This is a genomic window from Pseudonocardia sp. HH130630-07, assembly GCF_001698125.1.
In the GTDB taxonomy this organism is placed as follows: domain Bacteria; phylum Actinomycetota; class Actinomycetes; order Mycobacteriales; family Pseudonocardiaceae; genus Pseudonocardia.
Map to the genome: position 1 here is coordinate 550,032 of NZ_CP013854.1, position 16,342 is coordinate 566,373.

General features: G+C 74.1%; 13 protein-coding genes and 2 pseudogenes. 5 read left to right on the forward strand and 10 right to left on the reverse strand.

What is annotated here, in order from left to right; all coding sequences use genetic code 11:
• Nucleotides 1-111 precede the first annotated feature (111 nt).
• From AFB00_RS02685 to AFB00_RS02730, 10 genes are all read right to left on the reverse strand, one after another.
• The gene (locus AFB00_RS02685; protein ID WP_068795884.1) at nt 112-1,551 is read right to left on the reverse strand and encodes a hemolysin family protein; all 1,440 of its coding nucleotides are present in this window, start codon (nt 1,549-1,551) and stop codon (nt 112-114) included.
• On the reverse strand, nt 1,548-2,087 hold the full coding sequence (gene ybeY / locus AFB00_RS02690) for an rRNA maturation RNase YbeY (RefSeq protein ID WP_068795885.1): 540 nt from the start codon (nt 2,085-2,087) through the stop codon (nt 1,548-1,550). The genes AFB00_RS02685 and ybeY overlap by 4 nt, the downstream gene beginning before the upstream one ends.
• A 69-nt stretch (nt 2,088-2,156) precedes the next feature.
• Nucleotides 2,157-3,272: a PhoH family protein gene (locus AFB00_RS02695; protein WP_068795886.1), complete on the reverse strand. Its 1,116-nt coding sequence runs from the start codon at nt 3,270-3,272 to the stop codon at nt 2,157-2,159.
• A gap of 97 nt (nt 3,273-3,369) precedes the next feature.
• A complete protein-coding gene (locus tag AFB00_RS02700; RefSeq protein ID WP_231974184.1) occupies nt 3,370-4,284 on the reverse strand; it encodes an alpha/beta hydrolase family protein in 915 nt (304 codons plus the stop codon).
• A 110-nt stretch (nt 4,285-4,394) separates the two neighbouring features.
• Nucleotides 4,395-5,156: a 16S rRNA (uracil(1498)-N(3))-methyltransferase gene (locus tag AFB00_RS02705; RefSeq protein ID WP_068795887.1), complete on the reverse strand. Its 762-nt coding sequence runs from the start codon at nt 5,154-5,156 to the stop codon at nt 4,395-4,397.
• 4 nt (nt 5,157-5,160) lie between these two features.
• A complete protein-coding gene (gene dnaJ, locus AFB00_RS02710; protein WP_068795888.1) occupies nt 5,161-6,333 on the reverse strand; it encodes a molecular chaperone DnaJ in 1,173 nt (390 codons plus the stop codon).
• Nucleotides 6,334-6,387: 54 nt separating this feature from the next.
• On the reverse strand, nt 6,388-7,407 hold the full coding sequence (hrcA, locus tag AFB00_RS02715) for a heat-inducible transcriptional repressor HrcA (RefSeq protein ID WP_068795889.1): 1,020 nt from the start codon (nt 7,405-7,407) through the stop codon (nt 6,388-6,390).
• Between the two features lie 107 nt (nt 7,408-7,514).
• Nucleotides 7,515-8,690 carry a radical SAM family heme chaperone HemW gene (hemW, locus tag AFB00_RS02720; RefSeq protein ID WP_068795890.1) on the reverse strand — a complete coding sequence of 392 codons (1,176 nt, stop codon included), beginning with the start codon at nt 8,688-8,690 and terminating at the stop codon, nt 7,515-7,517.
• A gap of 31 nt (nt 8,691-8,721) precedes the next feature.
• Complete coding sequence (locus AFB00_RS02725) at nt 8,722-9,891, reverse strand: hypothetical protein (RefSeq protein WP_068795891.1); 1,170 nt, start codon at nt 9,889-9,891, stop codon at nt 8,722-8,724.
• Between the two features lie 49 nt (nt 9,892-9,940).
• On the reverse strand, nt 9,941-10,987 hold the full coding sequence (locus tag AFB00_RS02730) for an ABC transporter permease (RefSeq protein WP_156819341.1): 1,047 nt from the start codon (nt 10,985-10,987) through the stop codon (nt 9,941-9,943).
• Between the two features lie 402 nt (nt 10,988-11,389).
• Between AFB00_RS02730 and AFB00_RS02735 the strand changes: the two genes are divergently transcribed.
• The 5 genes and pseudogenes from AFB00_RS02735 to AFB00_RS02755 all read left to right on the forward strand — a co-directional run bounded on the left by AFB00_RS02735 (nt 11,390) and on the right by AFB00_RS02755 (nt 16,218).
• Complete coding sequence (locus AFB00_RS02735; RefSeq protein WP_068795893.1) at nt 11,390-13,057, forward strand: nitrite/sulfite reductase; 1,668 nt, start codon at nt 11,390-11,392, stop codon at nt 13,055-13,057.
• 7 nt (nt 13,058-13,064) lie between these two features.
• Complete coding sequence (locus AFB00_RS02740; protein ID WP_068795894.1) at nt 13,065-13,241, forward strand: Insertion element protein; 177 nt, start codon at nt 13,065-13,067, stop codon at nt 13,239-13,241.
• Between the two features lie 34 nt (nt 13,242-13,275).
• Nucleotides 13,276-13,980, forward strand: coding sequence for a phosphoadenylyl-sulfate reductase (locus tag AFB00_RS02745; RefSeq protein ID WP_068795895.1), 705 nt, complete (start codon nt 13,276-13,278; stop codon nt 13,978-13,980).
• Between the two features lie 28 nt (nt 13,981-14,008).
• Nucleotides 14,009-14,924, forward strand: a pseudogene (gene cysD, locus AFB00_RS02750) (sulfate adenylyltransferase subunit CysD).
• Nucleotides 14,924-16,218 (forward strand): annotated as a pseudogene (locus AFB00_RS02755) (sulfate adenylyltransferase subunit 1). The pseudogenes cysD and AFB00_RS02755 overlap by 1 nt, the downstream one beginning before the upstream one ends.
• The last annotated feature ends 124 nt before the right edge of the window (nt 16,219-16,342 follow it).

Sequence of the window (16,342 nt, forward strand, 5' to 3'; positions counted from 1 at the left end):
CGTCCCGGCGTCGGCACGGTCGTGGGTGCAGCCATCGTTCCTCCTCCGGCCCCGGCGTCTCCCGGGACCGTCCTTCCTGCTCGTCGTGCTCCCGCGCCGCGGGGGACCGGCTCAGGCCCGGCCCGCGGCGTCGCCGGCATGCGCGGTGGGGTCACCCGCGACCGGGTCCGGCACGTCGTCCTCGGAACGGCCCTCGGAACGGCCGTCACCGGCGTCCGGGCCGCCGTCGAGGTCGGCCGGGTCGATCGGGGTCACGAGGACCGAGGTGATGCGGATCCGGCCGCGCGCGTCCTTGCCGCCCTCGCCCTCCAGCCGCAGCAGACCCTCGACGTCGGCGGTCGCGCCGGGCAGCGGGACCTTGCCGAGCCGCTGGGCCAGCAGGCCACCGACGGTGTCGACGTCCGCGGCGGCCAGTGCCTCGCGCAGCTCGTCCTCCCGCGGGGTGCCGCGGAAGCGCCCGGCGAACAGCTCCTCCAGGTCCTCCACCGGGACCCGGGAGGCGACCCGGAACGCACCGTCGCCGGCGTCGGCGACCTCGGGCACCTCCTCGGTGTCGTACTCGTCGGTGATCTCACCGACGATCTCCTCGAGGATGTCCTCGATGGTGACGACGCCCGCGGTCCCGCCGTACTCGTCGACCACGACGGCCATGTGGTTGCGGGTGCGCTGCATCTCCCGCATCAGCTCGTCGCTGCGCTTGGAGTCCGGGACGAACGCCGCCGGGCGGATGATCTCCAGCAGCGACTTCTGCGCCGCGCCGCGGAACTGCGCGTCGTCGCGGGCCCGCACCAGGTCCTTGAGGTAGGCGACGCCGACGACGTCGTCGATCCCCTCGCCGAGCACCGGGATCCGCGAGTAGCCGCTCTTCAGCGCCAGCCGCAGCACCTTGTCCACGGGGGTGTCGCGCTCGGTCCAGATCACGTCCGGGCGCGGGACCATGATCTCCCGGACCGGGGTCTCCCCCAGCTCGAACACCGAGTGGATCATCTTGCGCTCGCCCTCGTCGACGACGCCGCGGTTGCTGGCCATGTCGACGAGCTCGCGGAGCTCGATCTCGGTGGAGAACGGCCCGTCCCGGAAGCCGGGCCCCGGGGTGATCGCGTTGCCCACCAGGATCAGCAGCTTCGCCAGCGGTGAGGCCACCGTGCCCAGCGCACGGATCGGCGCGGCGAGCAGCAGCCCGATCCGGTACGGGTGCTGACGGCCGAGGGTGCGCGGGCCGACGCCGATGAGGACGTAGCTCGCGAGCACCATGATCACGCCGGTGAGCAGCAGCCCGATCCAGGGCGCCGGGAACAGCGGCGCGAGCACGATCGCCAGCAGGATCACCGCGGCCGTCTCGCACGTCACCCGCAGCAGCATCAGCAGGTTGACGTGCCGCGGCCGGTCGGTGACGACGGCGGCGAGCGCCCGGCCACCGGCCCGGCCGGCCCGCACGACCTCCTCCACCCGGGCCCGGGAGATCGACATCAGCGCGGAGTCGGCGGCGGCGAACAGCCCCGCGAGCAGGACGAGCAGGACCGTCGTCAGCAGCAGCCAGACGGTGCTCACTTCTCGTCCTCGAACCCGGCGGCACCGAGCAGCCGGTCGTCGGTGCGACGCTGGGCGTCGCGGGCCATGGACTGCGCCCGGTCGTCGCGCCAGCGGACCAGCAGCCGGTTCTGCAGCGCGAACATCTCGCGCTCGTCCTCCGGCTCCAGGTGGTCGTAGCCGAGCAGGTGCAGGATCCCGTGCACGGTCAGCAGGTGCAGCTCGTCGGCGAGGGTCTGCCCCGCCTTGCGCGCCTGCTCCCTCGCGAACGCCGGGCAGAGGACGACGTCACCGAGCAGCGCCGGGCCGAGGTCCGGTGCGTCCGGCCGGCGGCCGTCGTCGGCGAACGAGTCCATCGGGAACGCCATCACGTCCGTCGGCCCCGGCTCGTCCATCCAGCGGACGTGCAGTTCCTCCATCGCGTCCAGGGCGACGGCGGTGATGGCCAGCTCCGCCGCCGGGTTCACCTTCATCGCGTCCAGCGCGTACCGGGCGACCGACACGATCTGTGCCTCGTCGATCGCGATCCCGGACTCGTTGACGACCTCGATGCTCACGCCGGCGTCGCCTCAACCCACCTGTCTCGTCCACAACTGTCCCGGCCAGCGTAGTCGGGGCCGTGCGGGTCAGCGGCGGCGGCCGCCGTGCCGGGTCGGCGGACCGTTGCGCGGGGCCCCGTTGCCGCCGTTCACGGCGGCGCGGCGGTCGGCGACCGCGTCGAACCGGGCGTAGGCGTCGACGATGTCGGAGACCAGCCGGTGGCGCACCACGTCGGCGCTGTCGAGGTGGGAGAAGTGCACGTCGTCGACGCCGTCCAGGATGTCCTGCACGACGGCGAGCCCGGACCGGGCGCTGCCGGGCAGGTCGACCTGGGTGATGTCGCCGGTCACCACGATCTTCGAGCCGAAGCCGAGCCGGGTGAGGAACATCTTCATCTGCTCGGGCGTGGTGTTCTGCGCCTCGTCGAGGATGATGAACGCGTCGTTCAGGGTGCGGCCGCGCATGTACGCCAGCGGCGCGACCTCGATCGTCCCGGCGGCCATCAGCTTCGGGATCGAGTCCGGGTCGAGCATGTCGTGCAGCGCGTCGTACAGCGGGCGCAGGTACGGGTCGATCTTCTCGAACAGCGTGCCCGGCAGGTAGCCGAGCCGCTCCCCCGCCTCGACCGCGGGCCGGGTGAGGATGATCCGGTTGACCTGCTTGGCCTGCAGCGCCTGGACGGCCTTGGCCATCGCCAGGTAGGTCTTGCCGGTACCGGCCGGGCCGATCCCGAAGACGATCGTGTGCACGTCGATCGCGTCGACGTAGCGCTTCTGGTTGAGCGTCTTCGGGCGGATGGTCTTGCCGCGCCGGGACAGGATGTCCAGGCTCAGCACCTCGGCCGGGGACTCGCCCATCCGCTCGTTCGCCGCCGAGTCGGCGTCGGCCAGCATGCCGACGGTGCGGCGGACGGTGTCGGCGCCGACCAGCTGGCCACGCCCGGCCAGCGTGATGAGCTCGGCGAAGACGCGCTCGGCGAACGCCACGTCGGCGGGCTCGCCGGACAGGGTCAGCTCGTTGCCCCGGACGTGGACGTCGGCCGTCAGCTCCTCCTCGGCGGCCCGCAGGCTCTCGTCGCGGGAGCCCAGCAGCGCGAGCAGTGCGGTGTCCGGCACCGCCATCCTCGACCGGACGGTCCCGCCCTGATCGACGTCGGACCGCAGGTCGGTCCGGGATGCGGGGCCGGGTTCGGTACCGGTCAAGGGTGCGATCGCCTACCTCGGGAGTCGGAGTGGGAGCCGGTGTCCTGGCACCGGCGATGGTACCCGCCCCGGCCCCGTCGGCACCCCCGCATTCCGGCTAACCGGCGAGTCGCTGCACGGCCGCCAGGCTCGCGGCCCAACCCGGGTGCGCGACGTCCACCAGCTGCATGTGGTCGGCGCCCTCCACCCGGACGAGCTCGGAGCGGTCCCCGGCGGCCGTGGCCCCGGCGACGAACTCCTCGCTCTGCGCGATCGGCACCACCGCGTCCGCGCTGCCGTGCACGCACACCGAGGGCACGCCGAGCGGGACCGCCTCGGCCGGGCTGACGGCCCGGTACCGGGCCGGGTCGGCGCCCGGCGTGGTGGCCACCAGGTCGTCGACGGCGGTCCGGTCCCCGGTCCGCCGGAAGGACGCCAGGTCCAGTACCCCGGCCTGGGTGACGACACCGGCCGGGCGCACCGCCGGGCCGGCGCCGGGCTGCCCGGCGGCCAGCCCGGCGCGCATGGCCAGCCACGCGGCCAGGTGCCCGCCCGCGGAGTGCCCGAGCACGACGATCCGGCGCAGGTCGATCCGGGTGCTGCCGAGCGCGGCGAGCCGGTCCGCGGCTTGCGCGACGTCGTCGAACGTCGACGGCCAGCCCCCGCCGCCGCCGATCCTGCGGTACTCGATGTTCCAGGCGACGTACCCCGCGGCGACCAGGGCGGCCGCGGCCGGGCGCATCACCGTGAGATCGGTGTCGGCGCGCCAGAAGCCGCCGTGGACGACGATCACCGTCCCCTTCGGCAGGCCGCGCGTGCGCGGGAACGTGATCTCGCCGAACTGCTCGGGCTGCCCGCCGTAGTCGATCCGCTCCGGCTGGGCCGGGGCCTCGGCGGACCGGGACCGCGGCGGCGGCTCGGCGGCCTCGTCGGAGCCGCCGCACCCGCCGAGCACCGGGGACGCGGCCGCCGCACCGAGCAGCAGGCCGAGGGTCCGGCGCCCGAACCGGGTGCTGTGCTCTGGATCACTCACGCCGCGGATCATGGCAGGTCCGCACCGCGAACACGAGCGGGGCGCCGCGGGCGACGAGATCGACGGGCCCGGCCACGCGGCGGCCGGACCGCCCCGCGCGGCGGCGCCGGTCAGGTGTCGGCGGACCAGCGCCCGGTGCGCACGGCGAGCGCGCCGAGCGCGACGCAGGCCGCGGTGGAGGCGCGCAACACCTCGGGGCCCATCCGCACCGGGACCGCCCCGGCCGCGGTGAGCCGCTCCAGCTCGGCGTCGTCGACCCCGCCCTCCGGTCCGACGGCCAGCAGGATCTCGCCGGCGGACGGCAACGCCACCCGGGCCAGGCCGGTCCCGGCGGACTCGTGCAGGACCAGCGCGGCGTCCGCGGACCGGACGCGCTCGGCCAGCCCGGCCGTCGTGACGGGGTCGGACACCTCCGGCTGCCACGGGCGCCGGGCCTGCTTCGCGGCCTCGCGCACCGTCGAGCGCCAGCGTTCGAGCGCCTTGGCGCCGCGCGGGCCGTCGTCCCAGCGGGCGACGCAGCGCGCGGCCCGCCACGGCAGCACGCCGTCGGCGCCGGCCTCGGTCGCGGTCTCCACGGCGAGCTCGCCGCGGTCGCCCTTGACCAGGGCCTGCGCGACGACGACCCGGACCCGCGGCGCGGGGACCCGGGTCCGGTCGAGGATCCGGACCGTGGGCGCGTCCCGGCCGGCCGCGGCGGCCATCTCGGCGCGCGCGAACCCGCCCCGGCCGTCGGACAGGACCAGCGACTCGCCGGGCCGCAGCCGGCGCACGGTCACCGCGTGCCGGCCCTCCGGACCGTCGAGCAGCGCCTCGCCGCCGGGCCCCGGCAGCTCGTCGACGTCGGGGACCAGGAACAGCGGCGCCGTGGTCACCGGCTCAGCGCCCGCCCCAGGTGTCGCGCAGCCGGGAGAACAGGCCGTGCCCGTTGCGCGCGCCACCCAGGAGGTCCGGCTGCTCCTCGCCGCGCAGCTTCGCCAGCTGGCGCAGCAGCTCGGTCTGCTCCTTGTCCATCCGGGTCGGCACGGCCACCTCGACGTGCACGAGGAGGTCGCCGTGGCCGTCCACCCGGCCGGTCGAGCGCAGCCGCGGCATGCCCTTGGCCCGCAGCGTCCGCACCGAGCCGTGCTGGGTGCCCGCCTCGATGTCGAGCTCCTGCACGGTGCCGTCGAGCAGGGCCAGCGGCAGCGTGGTGCCGAGCGCGGCGGCGGTCATCGGCAGCGGCAGCGTGCAGTGCAGGTCCGACCCGTCCCGGGTGAAGATCTCGTGCTGCGCCTCCTCGACCTCCACGTAGAGGTCGCCGGCCGGGCCGCCGCCGGAGCCGACCTCGCCCTGCCCGGCGAGCCGCACCCGCATGCCCTCCGCCACACCGGCGGGGATCTTCACCGCGACGGTGCGCCGCGAGCGGACCCGGCCGTCGCCGGAGCACTGGCGGCACGGGTCCGGGATGACCTCGCCGAACCCGCGGCAGGTCGGGCACGGACGGGCCGTGACGACCTGGCCGAGGAAGGAGCGCTGCACGCTCTGGATCTCCCCGGACCCGCCGCAGGTGTCGCAGGACGCCGGCCGGGTGCCCTCGGCGCAGCCGGAGCCCTTGCACAGCGTGCACAGCACCGCGGTGTCCACGGCCAGGTCGCGCTGCACGCCGGCGGCGCAGTCCTCCAGCGTCAGCTCCATCCGGATCAGCGCGTCGGCGCCCGGCTGGACCCGGCTGCGCGGCCCCCGGCCGCGGCCGCCGCCGGCCGAACCGCCGAAGAACGCGTCCATGATGTCGCTGAACCCGCCGAACCCGCCGAACGGGTCGCCGCCACCGGCGCCGCCCCCACCCCCGCGCGGGTCCATCGGGTCGCCGCCGAGATCGACGATGCGCCGCTTCTCCGGATCGGTCAGGACCTCGTAGGCCGTGCTGACCTCGCGGAAGCGTTCCTGCGCCGCCGCATCCGGATTGACGTCGGGGTGCAGCTCGCGGGCGAGCTTGCGGTACGCCCGCTTGATCTCCGAGGCGTCGGCGCCGCGTTCGACGCCCAGGATCCCGTAGTAGTCGCGTGCCACCTGGCTTCTTTTCCCTCTAGGTCCTTCGTTCGCTGCGGCGGAGCTGTCCGCCGATTACCGCCCGGTCAGGATCTCACCCACGTACCGGGCAACCGCATGCACCGCCGAGATCGTCCCCGGGTAGTCCATCCGGGTGGGGCCGACGACACCCATCCCACCGAGCGGAGTACCCGCCCCGTACCCGACGGTGACGACCGACGCCGTCCGCAGGTCCTCGGCCTCGTTCTCCTCACCGATCCGTACCGTGACCAGCCCGGACTCCGCCGACGCCGCAAGCAGCCGCATGACCACGACCTGCTCCTCCAGCGCCTCCAGCACCTGGCGCAGCGAGCCCGGGAAGTCGGCGTGGCCCCGGGTGAGGTTGCCCGTGCCGCCGAGCACCATCCGCTCCTCGGGGTGCTCGACCAGCGTCTCGATCAGCACCGTCGCCACCTGGGTGAGCGTCATCCGCAGGTCGTCCGGGCCGGTGCCGGGCAGCTCCGCGACGGCCGCCGACGCCTCGGCGAGCTTCCGCCCGTTCAGCGCGTTGGCCAGCATCTCCCGCAGCCGCACGACGTCGGCCTCGACGAGCACGTCCCCCAGGTCGACGACCCGCTGGTCGACCCGCCCGGAGTCGGTGATCAGCACCAGCATCAGCCGGGCCGGGGTGAGCTGCACGACCTCCAGGTGCCGCACCGTCGACCGGGTCAGCGTCGGGTACTGGACGACGGCGACCTGCCGGGTCAGCTGGGCCAGCAGCCGGACCGAGCGGCGCAGCACGTCGTCGAGGTCGACCGCGCCGTCCAGGAACGACTGCACCGCCCGCCGCTCCGCCGAGGACAGCGGCTTGACCTGCGCGATCCGGTCGACGAACTGGCGGTAGCCCTTGTCGGTCGGGATCCGGCCGGCGCTGGTGTGCGGTTGGGCGATGAGCCCGTCCTCCTCCAGCACCGCCATGTCGTTGCGCACCGTGGCGCTCGACACCCCGAGGTTGTGCCGGTCGACGATCGCCTTCGATCCCACCGGCTCCTGGGTGGAGACGTAGTCGGCGACGATGGCCCGCAGTACGGCGAACCGCCGGTCGTCGGCGTTCATCCCGGCACCTCCCCCGTCACCTGTCCTGTTGTCCCGGCCGTGCGAATCCGGTGTACCTCACCCAGTGTAGGTGCCGTCCCCGACGGCCCGCCGGGACGCGCGGGCGCTCAGACCCGGACCGGGCCGTCGTCGGCGACGAGCAGGTCGGTGACCACCCGGTCGGCGAGCAGCCGGCCGCGGTCGGTGAGCACCGCGCGGCCGGTCGCGTGCACCGCGGGGTCCAGCAGCCCCTCGGCCGCGGCCCGGACGGCGGCGGCGCGGCCGCCGTCGTCGAGCAGGTCCAGCGGCATGCCCTCGGCCAGCCGCAGCCGCAGCATGACCCGCTCGGTGTGCCGCTCGGCCGCGGTCAGCTCCTCCCGGCCGGCCTCCGGCACCGCACCCTCGGCGAGCAGCCCGGCCCAGCGGGCCGGGTGCTTGACGTTCCACCAGCGCACCCCGGCCAGGTGCGAGTGCGCACCGGGGCCGACGCCCCACCAGTCGCCGTCGCGCCAGTAGCCGAGGTTGTGCCGGCACTCGCCGCCGGGCCGGGACCAGTTCGACACCTCGTACCAGTCCAGGCCGGCCGCGCGCAGCCGGGCGTCGAGGATCTCGTAGCGGGTGGCGGCCACGTCGTCGTCCGGCGCGGGCAGCTCGCCGCGACGCACCCGGCGGGCCAGCGCGGTCCCGTCCTCGACGATCAGCGAGTAGGCCGACACGTGGTCGACCCCGGCCTCCAGCACGGCGTCGGCGGAGCGGCGCAGGTCGTCGTCGGTCTCGCCCGGCGTGGCGTAGATCAGGTCCAGGTTGACGTGGGTGAACCCGGCGGCGGCCGCCTCCCGGGCCGCCGCGACCGCCCGGCCGGGGGTGTGCCTGCGGTCCAGGACGGCGAGCACGTGCCGGGCCGCGGACTGCATGCCCAGCGAGACCCGGGTGTAGCCACCCGCCCGCAGGCCGTCGAAGAACTCCGGCGAGGTCGACTCGGGGTTGGACTCGGTCGTCACCTCGCAGCCGGGCGCGACCCGGAACTCCGACCCGATGGCGGCCATCACCGCGGACAGCCGCTCGGCCCCGATCAGCGACGGCGTGCCGCCCCCGACGAACACCGTGTCGACCACCCGGTCGCCGACGGTCCGGGCCGCCAGCGCGATCTCCCGGCGCGCCGCGGACAACCAGCCGTCCGGGGACGACGCGTCGCCGGCCAGCTCCGAGGCGGTGTAGGTGTTGAAGTCGCAGTAGCCGCAGCGGGTCGCGCAGAACGGCACGTGGACGTAGATGCCGAACGGCGTTCCCGACGGATGCTGCACGCCGACGAGTGTGCCAGTGCCCTCCGCCCGGTCACGGCCGATGGGCGGCGATCGCCGTCCGGAGCGCCTCGCCGTCGTATCCGGCCAGCGGGTACTCGATCGTTCCCCGCGAGGTCTCCAGCACGTCGAGCACGGCGGAGTCGTACGGCCGGGAGGTGATCCGCAGGTGCAGCCGCTGCCGGGACGACCGCCCGGTGCCCTGCGACCGCGGGTCCGGCCCGACCCGCACCTCGGCGACCGCGATCCACGCCCACGGCAGCCGGACCGGGCGGTCCGGCTGGGACGGCAGCACCAGCGTGATCCCGTACGGGCCGACGTCGACCCGGGACCGGAAGCGGAACCGGGCAGTGTGGGCCACCAGCGCCGCCGTCACGCCGAGCGCCAGTACGCCGGAGCCGACGAGGTAGGCCTGGTGGAACGGGTTCCCACCCTCGCCGAGTGCGCGGACGAACACGTATCCGGCGCCGAGCGTGCTGAGCACCGCGAACAGCAGAGGCATGAGGAGGATGCCCTTCGGGGGCCGGAAGGAGACGGCCGCGGGCGGCCGGGACGGTGCAGCCGCGCGCGGCCGGGACGGTGCAGCCGGGAGCGGCCCGGGCGATCCGGCGGAGCGCGGTGGGACGGTCCGGTCGTCCGTGCCGGGCTGCGCGTGGTCTCCCGCCCGGTCACCGTCGTCATCGACCGTCGCGGTCTCCGCGCCGGACCAGTACCGGGCCCGGTGGGCGGCGACCGCGTTGGCGACGGCCACGGGATCGAAACCCGCCAGGTCCAGCCGGAGATCGGCGCGCCTGGCCCGGACGATCAGGACGAACCGGTGGGGGTGTCGCTGCCGCGGGTGACCGAGCTGCTTCACCCACATGCTCGTCAGGTCCGCCGTCGGTACGTGCACGGACGTCGTCCAGCCCTGTGTCGAGAGACCGTCCCGGTCGAGCGTGATCCGGCGGTGCGGTGCCCGTGCGAGGCCGTGCAGATCGCGTGCGGCGGGCACGACGGTGAGCACGGCCATGATCGCGGGGACCAGTGCGCGCATCGCCGGGCCGGCGGTCGCCACCCAGGCCACCGCCCAGACCGCGAACCCCACCATGATCATCACCTCGGTGCAGGCGCGGACCCGGAGGCGCTGCAGACGGGTGGGCGACGCCGTGCGGACGATCGGCGGCCAGGACCGCGGAGCGGCCGGCTGCGCCTCGGGCGAGATCATGACGCGAATTCTGCGACGGACCGCGGGCCACCGTGGCCGAACCGGGAACTCAGCCCGGCTGCGGGCGACGGCGGGCGACGGCGGCGCCCATCTCGTCGTGCGGGAAGCCGTACAGCGGGTAGACCACCACGCCCGGGGCGGACTCCGTGCGCTCGAGGACCGCGACGTCGTGCGGGCGCTCGGTGAGCCACAGGTGCAGGTGGTCGGCGTAGAGCGGCCTCCGGGCCGGGTTCCGTGGCGGGGTCGCCCCGGACAGCAGGATCACGTCCTCGATCCACTCCCACCGGAGCAGGACCGGGCGGTGCGGCTGGGAGGCGAGGAGCAGCTCGATCCCCTCGAGGCCGATGTCCACCCGCGAGCGCAGCCGGATCCGCAGCGCGGGCGCCACCATCAGGCACACCGCGCACAGGGTCGCGAGCCCGATGGCCGTCAGGAGCACGGCAGCGCCCGTGCCCATCGGTGCCGGTCCCTGCTGACCGAGCACCGCGGGAAGGACGTCAGCGGCGACGTAGGAGAACATCCCGGTCGCCACGGACGCGATCAGCCCGGCGAGGAAGAACCGGTAGACCGCCTCGGTCCTGCCGGGCCGGAACGTCGTGTCCGCGCTGCGCGGGAGCGACGCTCCCGGTTCCCGGCGGGGCGGCGTGACTGCCGGACCGTCCGAGGCTGCGGCGTCCCCGGTGCCCGGCACCGGCGGGCCGTCCCCGTGATCGAGCACGGCGATCGCCGCCCGTACCGCATCCTGGTCGAATCCCCGCAGGTCCAGCAGGTGCCGGGAGGAGAAGCTCACGATCTCCAGGTCGCCCTGCCCGGTCCGGCGGCGGACCCCGTCGAGCAGCGGCCGCCGCAGCCGGAGACCGCACAGTTCGGTGGCGGACACGTCCACCGGCCCGGTCCAGCCCTGCGCCCGGATCCCGCCCGGGCCGAGCGTGATCCGCCGGCGGGACAGCGCGATCATGACCCGTATCTCGTGCACGCACCGGAACGCCGCCAACAGGGCCACGCCGAGGAGCCAGAGCGCAAGAACCGGTTCGCCGGACCGGACCGCCTGCGTGGTGAGATCGGCGAACATCGCCGCGAGCAGGAGCTTCACCACGAGCCAGCAGCATGGCGACCGGAGAGCGGAGCGCGCCGGCGCGAGCACCGACGCCGCCCGCGCGGGGGAGGAGTACGTCACGGCCGGACACTGTGCCGCCGCGCGCACCCGGTCGTGGCCGTTTCCGACAACCGGTCGCCGGCGGGACGCCGCGGCGTGACCCGTGTCCCACGATCCGGGCAGCCGTTGGTCGACGTCCGGACAGCATGGCACCCTGGGAGAGTGCACGCGCTCCGTCTCCCCCTCGTGGCCCGTCGCCACGTGGACCTGAACCGGACCCGCAGCGCGCTCTGTCTGCGCCGTCGCTGACGGCCCCAGATCGATTTCTCCCGGGCCACGTCGCCGGCCCGTCGGGGTACCGGGGCGTGCCCGGAACCCGACACCTCCCGGAGCACCCACCACATGGCGCCCTCGAAGACCGCACCCGGCCGCGCCCGCGGCCAGGGTCAGTGGAAACTCGGCCACCGCGAGCCGCTCAACCCCAACGAGCGGAGCAAGCGGGACGACAACCCGCTCAACGTCCGTGCCCGGATCGAGAACGTCTACGCCAAGCGCGGCTTCGACTCGATCGACCCCGCCGACCTGCGCGGCCGGTTCCGCTGGATGGGTCTCTACACCCAGCGCCGCCCCGGGATCGACGGCGGCCGGACCGCGGCGCTGGAGCCCGAGGAGCTCGACGACTCGTACTTCATGATGCGCGTGCGGCTCGACGGCGGGTCCGTCTCCGTCGCGCAGCTGCGGGCACTCGGTGAGGTCTCGCAGGACTACGGCCGCGACACCGCCGACGTCACCGACCGGGAGAACATCCAGTACCACTGGATCCGGGTCGAGGACGTCCCCGCGATCTGGCAGAAGATCGAGCCGCTCGGGATGCAGACCACCGAGGCCTGCGGCGACTGCCCGCGCGTCGTGCTCGGGTCCCCGGTCGCGGGGGTCTCCGCCGACGAGGTGATCGACCCGACCCCGGCCATCGAGGAGATCGTCAGCCGGTTCGTCGGGGACCCCTCGCTGTCGAACCTGCCGCGCAAGTTCAAGTCGGCGATCTCCTGGCAGCAGGACGTCGCGCACGAGATCAACGACATCTCCTTCGTCGGTGTCGAGCACCCGGAGCACGGGCCCGGGTTCGACCTGTGGGTCGGCGGCGGACTGTCGACGAACCCGAAGCTCGCGGTGCGGCTCGGGGTCTTCGTCCCGCTGGCCGACGTGCCCGACGTGTGGCACGGCGTCGTCCAGGTCTTCCGGGACTACGGCTACCGCAGGCTGCGGCACCGGGCCCGGATCAAGTTCCTCATCGCCGACTGGGGCGCCGAGAAGTTCCGCCAGGTCCTGGAGGACGAGTACCTGGGCCGCAGGCTCGCCGACGGCCCGGCGCCGGCGATCCCGGACCGGCCGATCGACCACGTCGGGGTGTACCGGCAGAAGGACGGCCGCAACTACGTCGGGGTGGCCCCGCCGTCCGGCCGGATCTCCGGCACGACGCTGGTCGCGGTGGCCGAGGCCGCCGAGCGCGCCGGTTCGGACCGGATCCGGTTCACGCCCTACCAGAAGATCGTCGTGCTGGACGTGGCCGACGAGAAGCTGGACGCCCTGATCGCCGACCTCAACCGGCTCGGGCTGCCGGCCCAGCCGTCGACCTGGCGCCGCTCGACGATGGCCTGCACCGGCATCGAGTTCTGCAAGCTCGCGATCGTCGAGACCAAGGAGCGCGCGATCCGGCTGGTCGAGGAGCTGGAGAAGCGGCTCGCCGACGTGGTGCCGGACGTGCCGATCTCGCTGCACCTCAACGGCTGCCCGAACGCCTGCGCCCGCACCCAGGTCGCGGACATCGGCCTCAAGGGCCAGATCGTGACCGACGCCGACGGCAACCAGGTCGAGGGCTTCCAGGTGCACCTGGGCGGCGGCCTGGGCCTCGACGCCGGGTTCGGCCGCAAGCTGCGCGGGCTCAAGGTCACCAGCGCCGAGCTGGGCCCCTACGTCGAGCGGATCGTGCGGAACTTCGCCGCGCAGCGCGCCGACGACGAGCGGTTCGCCCAGTGGGTGCTGCGGGCCGACGAGGCGGACCTGAAGTGAGCGGGAAATGAGCGGGCGCGTCGCCTTGTTCTACTGCCCGTACTGCGGCGAGGAGGACCTCCGGCCGTCCGAGGCGGCGGCGCCGCTCCCCGGTGCCGCCTGGTGGTGCGCCGACTGCCTGCGCACGTTCGTCGTGACCTACGTGGGGACCGGCGTTCCCGAGACGTCAGGAGCGGACTCGTGAGTCGCGACGGCACATCCGGTCCCGTGGAGGAATCATGAGTATTGCGCTGGAGACCGACCTGCGTACGACCGCCGAGCGCGGTGCGGCGGAGCTGGGACCGGACGCGACCGCCCAGCAGGTGCTCGGCTGGGCCGCGGAGACCTTCGCCGACCGGCTCATCGTCGCGTCCAACATGCAGGACGCGGCGCTGGTCGACCTGGCCTACCGGGCGAAGCGCGACGTGCGGGTGCTCTTCCTGGAGACGGGTTACCACTTCGCGGAGACCATCGGCACCCGCGACGCCGTCGACGCCGTCTACCCGGAGCTGACGATCGTCAACGCGCAGGCCCGGCGGTCCGTGGCCGAGCAGGACGCGGAGTTCGGCAAGGACCTGTTCGCCCGCGAGCCGGACCGCTGCTGCGCGATGCGCAAGGTGGCACCGCTGCAGGACACCCTGTCCGGGTATGACGCCTGGGTCACCGGTGTCCGCCGGGTCGAGGCACCGACCCGGGCGAACACGCCACTGGTCACCTACGACGAGAAGTTCGGCCTGGTCAAGATCAATCCGATCGCCGCGTGGAGCGACGAGGACATGGACCGCTACATCGCCGACCACGGGATCCTGGTGAACCCGCTGGTCGACGCCGGTTACCCGAGCATCGGCTGCGCGCCGTGCACGGCGAAGCCGAAACCGGGCGAGGACCCGCGCGCCGGCCGCTGGGCCGGCCGCGCGAAGACCGAGTGCGGACTGCACGCATGACCACACCCACGAACCCGAGGGAGCTGACGTGACCGCCGCTGTCACGACACCGAAGCTCGACGCGCTGGACGCGCTCGAGTCGGAGGCGATCCACGTCTTCCGTGAGGTCGCCGGCGAGTTCGACCGGCCGGTGATCCTCTTCTCCGGTGGGCAAGGACTCGACGCTGCTCGTGCACCTGGCGGTGAAGGCGTTCGCGCCGGCGCCGGTGCCGTTCCCGTTGCTGCACGTCGACACCGGGCACAACTACCCGGAGGTCATCGAGTTCCGGGACCGGATCGCCGCGCAGCTGGGCCTGCGGCTGGAGGTGGCCAGGGTCGAGGACTACCTGGCCGACGGCCGGCTGGCCGAGCGCGCCGACGGCACCCGCAACCCGCTGCAGACCCAGCCGCTGCTCGACGCGATCGCCGAGCACCGGTTCGACGCCGTGTTCGGCGGCGGGCGCCGGGACGAGGAGCGGGCCAGGGCCAAGGAACGCATCATGTCGCTGCGCGACGCGTTCGGCCGCTGGGACCCGCGCAAGCAGCGTCCCGAGCTGTGGAACCTCTACAACGGCCGGCACGCACCCGGCGAGCACGTGCGCGTGTTCCCGATCTCCAACTGGACCGAGCTCGACGTCTGGCGCTACATCAAGCGCGAGCGGATCGAGCTGCCGTCGATCTACTACGCGCACCGGCGCGAGGTCTTCCGCCGCGACGGCATGTGGCTGGCGGAGGGCCCGTGGGGCGGCCCGCGTGGCACCGAGACGCTGGAGTCCCGCACGGTCCGCTACCGCACCGTCGGCGACGGGTCGTGCACCGGCGCCGTCGAGTCGACCGCGTCCACACTGGACGAGGTGATCGCCGAGGTCACCGCGTCCCGGCTGACCGAGCGCGGCGCGACCCGGGCGGACGACCGGCTGTCCGAGGCCGCCATGGAGGACCGGAAGAAGGAGGGGTACTTCTGATGGACACGGCAACCGACCGCGACCTCCTCCGCTTCGCCACCGCGGGCTCGGTCGACGACGGCAAGTCCACCCTGGTCGGGCGGCTGCTCTACGACACCAAGTCGGTGCTGGCCGACCAGATCGAGGCCGTCGAGCGGGCCTCGGTCGACAAGGGACTCGCCACGCCGGACCTGTCGCTGCTGGTCGACGGCCTGCGCGCCGAGCGCGAGCAGGGCATCACCATCGACGTCGCCTACCGCTACTTCGGCACCGCGACGCGCGAGTTCGTCCTGGCCGACACCCCCGGGCACGTGCAGTACACGCGCAACACCGTCACCGGCGCCTCCACCGCGGAGCTGGCCGTGCTGCTGGTGGACGCGCGCAACGGCGTGGTCTCCCAGACCCGGCGGCACGCCGCGGTGCTCTCGCTGCTGCGGGTGCCGCGCCTCGTCCTCGCGATCAACAAGATCGACCTCATCGACTACGACGAGGCGAAGATCCGCGACATCGAGGCCGAGTTCACCGCCCTCACCCGCTCGCTCGGCTTCGCCGACGACGCGGTGCAGGTGATCCCGCTGTCGGCGCTGGTCGGCGACAACGTGGCGACCCGGAGCACGCGCACGCCGTGGTACGACGGGCCGACCCTGCTGGAACACCTGGAGTCGGTCCCGGTGGACGGACCGGACGCGGACGCGCCGTTCCGGCTGGCGGTGCAGTACGTCATCCGCCCGCGCACCGAGGACACCCACGACTACCGCGGCTACGCCGGTCAGGTCGCGTCGGGCACGGTGCGGGCCGGGGACGAGGTCGTCGTGCTGCCCGAGGGGCACCGCACCACGGTCGCCGAGGTCAGGACGGCCGACGGCCCGCTGGAGACCGCCGGTGCCGGGCTGTCGGTGACGGTCCTGCTCGCCGACGACATCGACGCCCCGCGCGGCGCCCTGATCGCGGCGGCCGACGACCCGCCCGAGGTCACCGCCGAGCTGGACGCGACGCTGTGCTGGCTGGCCGAGAAGCCGCTGGTCCCGGGCGCCCGGCTGCTGCTCAAGCACGGCACGCGGACCACCCCGGTGATCGTCGGGGGCTGACGTCGCGGCTCGACACCGAGACCGTGTCCTACACCGGGGCGCCGGAGCGGCTGGAGATCAACGACATCGGACGGGTCACCCTCCGGGTGGCCGACCCGCTGCCGGTCGATCCCTACGCCCGGATCCGGACCACCGGCGGGTTCCTGCTCATCGACCCGCCGACCGGCAACACGCTCGCCGCCGGCCTGGTCGGCGACCCGCTCGCGGCGGTGCCCGCCGCGGGCTGACCCGCGTCGCACGACGACGGCCCCCGTCCCGCTCCGGCGGTACGGGGGCCGTCGTCCGTCGCCGCCGGGCGACCGCCCCGTACGGCGGACCGGACCGGCCGCCGGTGACCGGGTGTCACCGGCG